This is a genomic window from Novosphingobium naphthalenivorans NBRC 102051 (assembly GCF_001590985.1).
In the GTDB taxonomy this organism is placed as follows: domain Bacteria; phylum Pseudomonadota; class Alphaproteobacteria; order Sphingomonadales; family Sphingomonadaceae; genus Novosphingobium; species Novosphingobium naphthalenivorans.
The window spans coordinates 1-7,667 of the sequence record NZ_BCTX01000131.1 but is presented as its reverse complement, the minus strand read 5'-3'; the positions used below and the strand labels follow the sequence as shown (position 1 = coordinate 7,667).

Genomic DNA, 7,667 nt, shown 5'->3' with positions numbered 1-7,667 from the left:
AGCTCTCAGTGGAAATCAACACGCGGTGATCAAGGCCTGCCTCTACGATCCCGTGGTCAACCGCAGTTACACCGACATGGCGCGCCATTACGGCACGGCGGTGCTCCCGGCACGGCCGAGGCGCCCGAGAGACAAGGCGAAAGTCGAGGCTTGCGTCGGCATTGTCGAACGCTGGCTTCTGGGCCGGCTGCGCAATCGGATTTTCTACAGCCTGGCCCAGGTCAATGCCGCGATTGCCGAATGCCTGGCCGATCTCAACGACAACCGGGTGCTGCGCCAGTTCGGCAAGACGCGTCGTCAGATGTTCGAGGAAATCGACGTGCCGAACATGAAGCCGCTGCCCGCCGAGCCGTGGGTTCATGCCGAGTGGAAGCGATGCCGGGTCGGCCTCGATTATCACATCGCGCTCGAGCGGCACCATTACTCGGTGCCGCACCGCTTTGCCCGCCGCGAGGTGGAGGTGCGCTTCACGGCCCGCACGGTCGAAATCTTTCTGGGGTCCGAGCGCATTGCCGTACACATGCGCGCCTCCGGCAATGGCCGACATACCACAGTCCCCGAGCACATGCCCTCCAGTCACCGCCGCTACGGCGAATGGACGCCGGCGAAAATCCGCGAGGAAGCCGCCCGGATCGGCCCGATGCTCTCGCTGCTGGTCGAGAAGATCATCGAGGCCAGGCCGCATCCCGAGCAGGGGTACCGCTCCTGCCTCGGGATCATTGGCCTGGCAAAGCGCTTCGGACCTGAGCGCCTGGAAGCTGCTGCGCTGCGCGCGCTGGAGATCCAGGCGCGCAATTACCCCTCGGTCAAATCGATCCTCGAAAAGGGGCTCGACAAGGTGCCGGTGCCGAAATCCCCGGAGCGCGAGGCGATCCTGCACACCAACATCCGCGGCTCGGACTATTACCACTGAAAGGACGTGAGAATGCTGAAACATCCCACCCTCGAGCAACTGGGCCAGCTTGGCCTTGACGGCATGGCCAAGGCCTTCGTCGAACTTACCGCCAATGACGAGGCGGCCAGCCTCGGCCACGCCGAATGGCTGGCGCTACTGCTCGATCACGAGGCGACCTACCGCAATGACCGCCGTCTGGCGTTGCGCCTGCGCCAAGCAAAACTACGGCACCGGGCCGTTCCCGAGGACGTCGATTACCGCACGTCCCGCGGCCTCGACCGCCGGCTCTTCGACATGCTGCTCAAGGGCGACTGGATCGCCGCCTGCGAAAACTGCGCCATCATCGGACCAACAGGCATCGGCAAGAGTTGGCTCGCCTGTGCCATCGGTCATAAGGCGTGCCGCGACAACCGTTCGGTCCTGTACACCCGGCTCCCCCGCCTGCTCGACGAACTGGCCCTGGCCAAGGGGGATGGCCGGATCGCCGCGCGCATGAAAAGCCTCGCCAGGGTCGAACTCCTGCTCATCGACGATTGGGGCCTTGAGCCCCTGGATGGCAATGCCCGCCATCATCTCCTCGAAATCCTGGAGGACCGATACGGCCGTAAATCCACGCTGGTTACCAGCCAACTCCCCGTGGCACGCTGGTTCGATCTGATCGGAGATCCCACCTACGCCGACGCCATTCTGGACCGCCTCGTTCACAATGCCCATCGGCTTGAACTTAGCGGTGAATCCATGCGCCGCACCGCAGTGCCAGTAGCCGCTTGACCAACCCACAAGGACAGGATCATTAATCAACCGCGATCTGGCTTCTACCCGACCGGGATCAAATCGGAATGGTGGCCGGGATCAGATTGGAATAGCCGACCGGGATCGTCGGAATCCGCAACCAACCGTCCGACTCCGACGCAGTCAAAAGATGCAAGCAGTTCAAAGGCAACTTTCGGGATAACCTCCGCGGTCGCCGGATGGCCGACGCGAACGCGAATCAACTCGACGGCACCGGGCGACTTTTCAGGCGCTCACTCATAGAATAGACCTGCAGTGATGGATAACAATTGGCACGCAAGGTCCGCTGATTTACTCGCAGACGTGAGGCTCTACCCGACCCATCAAGGGGGAAAGGGAATGGCGGCGAGAACAGGATTCGGGTGTCCGTGTTTTACGTCTAAGGATACCGCAAAATCTGGGTGGGATGCGAGGCTACAACTAGGGGACGTGCCGTTTGAACCAGGCACTGAACGGCGCATAGGCTTTGTGTTTCTGTCGAAGGATGCGGCCGACGAAATGAAACGTGCGGGCACGTTCTATCTCTGGGAAGGACGCTTTATCGGAGAAGCAACCGTCGTCTCCTTGAATAGAACGTCGGCTTCCTGGAACGTCAAATGAGGCCAGGAACGACCGACAAGGGCGCGAAACAGAACGGTTCCGCGCCTTTTTCTCCCAAGCTCAAGAAGGCCTGCCGCCGGCCCTTCCCCGCGATCGCGCATGCCCCGTCACATGGCACACATGATCGACAAGCCCGCAGACCAACGCGCGAACGAGGTCCGGCGTGAACCCGCCATCATCCGGTAACGGCCCGCCAGCCACATTCTGCTGGTTCCATTTCCAGTACGGCGAGAGCACCTGCATCAACCGCTCCGTCTCGGGGCAATCGTAGCCGAACGCCGTGACGTTCGCGTAAGCCAGCGAACGGTCGACATGCAGGCCGACATGCCGCGCGCACCAGCTGTCCGGAAAGCCCACATCGAGCAGATGCGAAGACAGCGCCAGCTGCGTCACGATCCCGGTGGTGTAGAGAAAATAGGGCCAGTCACTGCGGCCATTGGGTTCGAGCCCGTGCATGAATTCCAGCGCCCGTTCGTAGCGTGCCCGGCTAAGGCTTCGGCCTTCCTGGGTGCGCAGCAACCGAACGGGCTGGGCCCCGTAAATCTTCCAGAGCGCAGCGAGTGCGGAATTGTCGTTTGGCAAGGAACGTAGCGCTGCGGAAACAGCGGCGATCTCATCGGGTGAAGCAACAGAAACAAAGCTGTCCATCGGCACCTCCGGGTCCGCATCTGAGCGGTGGAGCGGAAGAGGCGAGACATCATGCGGACCAGTCCCGAACTCCCGCACACTAGGCGCGGGAGCCGCCGGAGCTGGTAACATGCACACGACATGCGCCGCCGCCTTTCACCCGAAGGTTTGGACATACGCGACGGCACCCCGGAAAACTGCGTCTTCCGAGCTTGCTTCGTGTGCGGGATTACCAGTCCCGGCGCTGCCCTTTGCGCAGCGCCCTTGCACGTTACCAGACGCGAATCTTTACGCCAAGGCCGGTTCAGTAGCGGGCCGTTTAGTGCGCGTCTGTTTGCGGTATGGTGGCGTCTTGCGCGAAGGCCCGCTTGCCCCGTCGCCTCCACAGCGTCAGCGCCTGTTCGCGATCCTCGGTTCGCAGTCTGGCGGCCGCTTCGACAAGCAGGCCAAGGATCACGGCGCGGTCGTCGTCGGTCAGCTCGACAAGCCCGGCTTTCACGACCAGCCCGCCCAGTTCGATAAGCTGGCGGGTACGTTCACGCCGCTTCACCTGCCACTCGCGTGTGTCATGCCGAGCCTGGGCCATCGAACAGCGGTTGCGCGCTGCCAGGTTCCGGTGCAGCGCGGCGCGGCTCGCGTTCAGTTCGCTGGCGAGCCTTTGCCTTCCCTTCGCCCGAAAAGAACGCCGCGCCCCGTTTGCGCCATGCCTCCTTTCGTGCTGCGTCTGTGTTGCCGGCTGCATCGAGCAGAATGCCCGCGAGTTCTTCGGGTGAGAAAGCATCGGCGCCGGACGCGGTCACCAGCTCACCAAGCTGGGTCACCTTGCGGCACTTGAGTTGCTTCGCCTTGTCGGTCAGCGCCTTGAGCTCGGCATCGTAGTCTCTGGGTTTGCGCATGCTCCGTCCTTTCGTTGAGGAAGTCGGACCGTTCAGCTATCGGGAGTCTCAGCCCCCCTCAATAGCGTGAAATCCCCTGGGATTTCGTGTTCCCGAGTGCGATGAAATCGTTCGAGGGCGCGCTTATACGTCGTGCCGACGTGCGCTTTTAGGGGTAATTGGTATGTCGCCATGGCGATCTACCACTTCTCGGCCAAAGTCATTTCCCGGGCCGCCGGATCGTCCGCCGTGGCCGCCGCCGCCTACCGCTCCGCCTCGCGGCTGCACGACGAGCGGCTCGATCGCAGCCACGACTTCACCAACAAGGCGGGCGTCGTCCATTCCGAAGTCCTGCTCCCCGAGCACGCACCCGAGGAATGGCATGACCGCGAACGGCTGTGGAACGACGTCGAGGCCGCCGAGAAGCGCAAGGACGCGCAGCTCTCGCGCGAAGTCGAGTTCGCCATCCCGCGCGAGATGAAACAGGCCGACGGCATCGAACTGGCGCGCGACTTCGTGAAGCGCGAGTTCGTCGACCGGGGCATGGTCGCCGATCTCAATGTGCACTGGGATATGGGAGCGGACGGCATGGCGAAGCCGCATGCGCATGTGATGCTGGGTTTGCGCGAAGTCAGCGAAGAGGGCTTTGGCGCGAAGGTGCGCGACTGGAACCGCACCGAACTGCTCACGCACTGGCGCGAGGCCTGGGCCGAGCACGTCAACACCCGGCTGGTCGAACTCGATATCGACGCGCGCGTCGATCACCGCTCGCTGGACGCGCAGGGCATCGAGCTGGAGCCACAGAACAAGATCGGCCCGGCCGCTTCGCGCATGGTCGAACAAGGCCTCGAAAGCGAACGCCTCGACGAGCACCACGCCATTGCAAGGGCCAACGGCGAGAAGCTGCTCGCGGCCCCGCACATCGCGCTTGATGCGATCACCCACCAGCAGTCGACCTTCACCAACCGCGACCTTGCCATGTTCGTCCACCGCCACAGCGAGGGAAAGGAGCAGTTCGACCAGGTCATGGCGGTGGTGAAGGCCTCGCCCGAGCTGGTGAAGTTGGGCAAGGACGGGCGCGGTGAAGACCGCTTCACCTTGCGCGCCATGCTGGAGACCGAGCAGCGGCTCGAACGGCAAACAATCCGGCTCGATGCCGAGCGCCATCACAGCGTGCCCGACCGGCATCGCGACCGCGCCCTCACGCGCGCCGAGGCGCGCGGCATGGTGCTCTCCCCCGAGCAGCGCGGCGCCTTTGAGCATGTCACCGATGCGCGCGGGATCAGCAGTGTCATCGGCTACGCCGGGACCGGCAAGAGCGCGATGCTCGGGGTCGCGCGCGAAGCGTGGCACTCGGCGGGCTACTCGGTCCACGGCGCAGCGCTTTCAGGGATCGCGGCCGAGAACCTCGAACAGGGTTCGGGCATCGCCAGCCGAACGCTCGCCAGCCTCGAACACCAGTGGGGACAGGAACGCGAGTTGCTGACCAGCAAGTCCGTGCTCGTCATCGACGAGGCGGGCATGATTGGCACGCGTCAGATGGAGCGTGTGATGCGCGAAGCCGAGAAGCGCGGGGCCAAGGTCGTGCTCGTCGGCGATCCCGAGCAGCTTCAGGCGATCGAAGCAGGTGCGTCTTTCCGCAGTATCGCCGAGCGGCATGGTGCGGTCGAGATCACCACCATTCGCCGTCAATCCGAAGAATGGCAGCGCGAGGCAACGCGCCAGCTTGCCATCGGGCGAACCGGCGAGGCGCTCGCCGCGTACGAGAACGCGGGGCATGTCCATGCCGCCGAGACGCGCGAAGCAGCCCGCGCCAATCTGATCGATCGCTGGGACGCGGATCGGCAAGCGCATCCTGACGCCAGCCGTATCATCCTCACGCACACCAATGATGAAGTGCGCGAACTCAACGAGGCCGCGCGCACTCGCCTGCGCGTCGCGCAGATGCTCGGGCAGGACGTGGGCCTGACCGTCGAGCGCGGCGAGCGGGCATTTGCCTCCGGCGACCGCATCATGTTCCTCAAGAACGAGCGCAGCCTTGGCGTGAAGAACGGGACGCTCGGCACCATCGAACATGTCAACGCCGCCACCATGCGCGTGCGTACCGATGATGGGCGGTCGGTTGCTTTTGACCTCAAGGACTATGCTCACGTCGATCACGGCTACGCCGCGACGATCCACAAGTCGCAAGGTATGACCGTCGACCGGGTCCATGTGCTTGCAACACCGGGGCTCGATCGACATGCCTCCTATGTCGCGCTGTCGCGGCATCGCACGCAGGTCGACCTGCATTACGGGAAGGACGACTTTGCCGAGCGCAGCCGGCTTGTCCGCGCGCTCAGCCGCGAGCGCGGCAAGGACATGGTGTCCGACTACACCCGCGCGCGCGAGCAGGTGCCCAAGCCCGAGCCAGCGCCGAAGAACGAACCCGAGGTTCGGCGCAATCCCTTTGCCGGCATGCGGTTCAAGGTGCAGCCGGAGCCGTCAGTTCAACAATCCCAGCCACTCGACGCCGCCGTCGCGCGCTACGGTCGGGCCCTGCGCGACATCGACCGGATGCAGCGCCAGCGACTCAATCCGATTGTCAGCCAGGTGCATGCCCTCGATCGCGCGGCTAAAAGCCTCGATGCGCAGCGCCCGCACGCGGCAGAGGACCTGTACGCCGCCATGAACAAGGACCCGTCGCTGATCGATGAGGCCGCTCAGGGTAAAAGTACCCGAGCCATCCAGGCGATGCGGCTGGAAAGCGAGATCCGCATTGCGGCTGATGAGCGGGCGGATCGCTTCATCAAAGAATGGCAGACCCGCACCCGCCAGTTCCTGCGCATGCAGAAGATGGGCGATCCTCTCGGCGCCGAACGCGCGGCCGAGCGAATCGATTACCTCTCGAAGAGCTTCCATCGCGATCCGGAACTGGAGTCCCGGCTCCACAGGAGATCTTATGAGCTGGGCTTCAAGCCCCGCGAAGGCAGTACCCTGTCTCGGGACATGCAGGATTGGATCAGCCGCTCGCGCTCACGCGGGCTTGAGCGGTAGCCTTCGCGCATGACTGAAACCAACCCACCCGCCGATCAAGACGCAACCGCCGCGTTCGAGGCCATGAACCGCCGTCTCGCCGGAATGTCAGCGGCGATCGATGGCTTTGCCGCGCGCTTCGATCATCTGCAGGAGCGCGACTACAGCGCGGACCTCGCCCGGATTGATGAGCGCTTCGAACGCTTGCGCGAGGCAATCAACACGCTGAACCTGCGCCCCGCGATGGCGTTGACGCCGAAAGATATCGCCTCTCAGGTTGACGCGGCCGCGCGAGGCGCAAGGGAGATCGAGCAGGAGGCCTGGTCCCGCGCGCGTCAGCAGTTGAACACCGAGGTCAGATCAATTCGCGACGTCGTCTTTTCGGCGCGGGAAGCTGCGAAGCAGAACCGCTGGTTGCTATATAGCGGTGCGATGGGCGTCGCGATTGGTTTGGCGCTCATGTATCTCACGTCCCGGATTGCGCTGGAAATCGTACCCGACAGCTGGCTCTGGCGGGAACAGGCTGCGGTCAAAACCATGAATCGCGATGGCTGGACTGCTGGTCAGCGCTTGATGCAGGTCTACGATCAAAAGCGCTGGGAGGAAGTGGCTTACTTCCTGCACGTGTCGGACGAGGACCGCGCCAAGTTCGTCGATTGCGCGAAGAAGGCGGAGGAGACGGGGAGCGAGGCTAGCTGCTCTGTTAAGGTCGGCTCTGAGAAAGGCAGATAAGGGCGTGCCTTGGAACCTAGCCGACAGTCAGCTTTGGACCGGCGCATCTGAATAAGCTGCCCCTCATGAGAGCATTTTACTGGTGCTTTCGAGGGCAACCACTGGATCTTGCAGACCTTCGGCTTCCGAGA

Annotated in this window: 7 protein-coding genes; 4 read left to right on the top strand and 3 right to left on the bottom strand. The window is 63.5% G+C overall.

Annotated features, from left to right (window positions below; all coding sequences use genetic code 11):
* On the top strand, window positions 1–913 hold a 913-nt coding region (locus NN5_RS23405), incomplete at its 5' end, for a Mu transposase domain-containing protein (protein ID WP_067738927.1).
* Between the two features lie 12 nt (window positions 914–925).
* Entirely contained in the window at window positions 926–1,666 is a 741-nt protein-coding gene (gene istB / locus NN5_RS23400) for an IS21-like element helper ATPase IstB (RefSeq protein WP_067738921.1), read from the top strand.
* Window positions 1,667–2,347: 681 nt separating this feature from the next.
* Here the strand turns inward: istB and NN5_RS23395 are convergent.
* From NN5_RS23395 to NN5_RS23385, 3 genes are all read right to left on the bottom strand, one after another.
* Window positions 2,348–2,935, bottom strand: a complete 588-nt coding sequence (locus NN5_RS23395) for a hypothetical protein (protein WP_067738917.1) — start codon at window positions 2,933–2,935, stop codon at window positions 2,348–2,350.
* A gap of 298 nt (window positions 2,936–3,233) precedes the next feature.
* Entirely contained in the window at window positions 3,234–3,464 is a 231-nt protein-coding gene (locus NN5_RS23390; protein ID WP_067738924.1) for a conjugal transfer protein TraD, read from the bottom strand.
* 16 nt (window positions 3,465–3,480) lie between these two features.
* Window positions 3,481–3,810: a conjugal transfer protein TraD gene (locus NN5_RS23385; protein WP_067738914.1), complete on the bottom strand. Its 330-nt coding sequence runs from the start codon at window positions 3,808–3,810 to the stop codon at window positions 3,481–3,483.
* 171 nt (window positions 3,811–3,981) lie between these two features.
* On the opposite strand from NN5_RS23385, the gene traA reads away from it, so the two are divergent.
* Window positions 3,982–6,825 carry a Ti-type conjugative transfer relaxase TraA gene (traA, locus tag NN5_RS23380; protein WP_067738911.1) on the top strand — a complete coding sequence of 948 codons (2,844 nt, stop codon included), beginning with the start codon at window positions 3,982–3,984 and terminating at the stop codon, window positions 6,823–6,825.
* 9 nt (window positions 6,826–6,834) lie between these two features.
* Entirely contained in the window at window positions 6,835–7,536 is a 702-nt protein-coding gene (locus tag NN5_RS23375; RefSeq protein ID WP_067738908.1) for a DUF6118 family protein, read from the top strand.
* Window positions 7,537–7,667 lie beyond the last annotated feature (131 nt).

Excerpts from the sequence above, each read along its gene's own strand:
- istB (WP_067738921.1), top strand. The coding sequence starts at position 926 with ATGCTGAAACATCCCACCCTCGAGCAACTGGGCCAGCTTGGCCTTGAC.
- NN5_RS23395 (WP_067738917.1), bottom strand. The coding sequence starts at position 2,935 with ATGGACAGCTTTGTTTCTGTTGCTTCACCCGATGAGATCGCCGCTGTT.
- NN5_RS23385 (WP_067738914.1), bottom strand. The coding sequence starts at position 3,810 with ATGCGCAAACCCAGAGACTACGATGCCGAGCTCAAGGCGCTGACCGAC.
- traA (WP_067738911.1), top strand. The coding sequence starts at position 3,982 with ATGGCGATCTACCACTTCTCGGCCAAAGTCATTTCCCGGGCCGCCGGA.
- NN5_RS23375 (WP_067738908.1), top strand. The coding sequence starts at position 6,835 with ATGACTGAAACCAACCCACCCGCCGATCAAGACGCAACCGCCGCGTTC.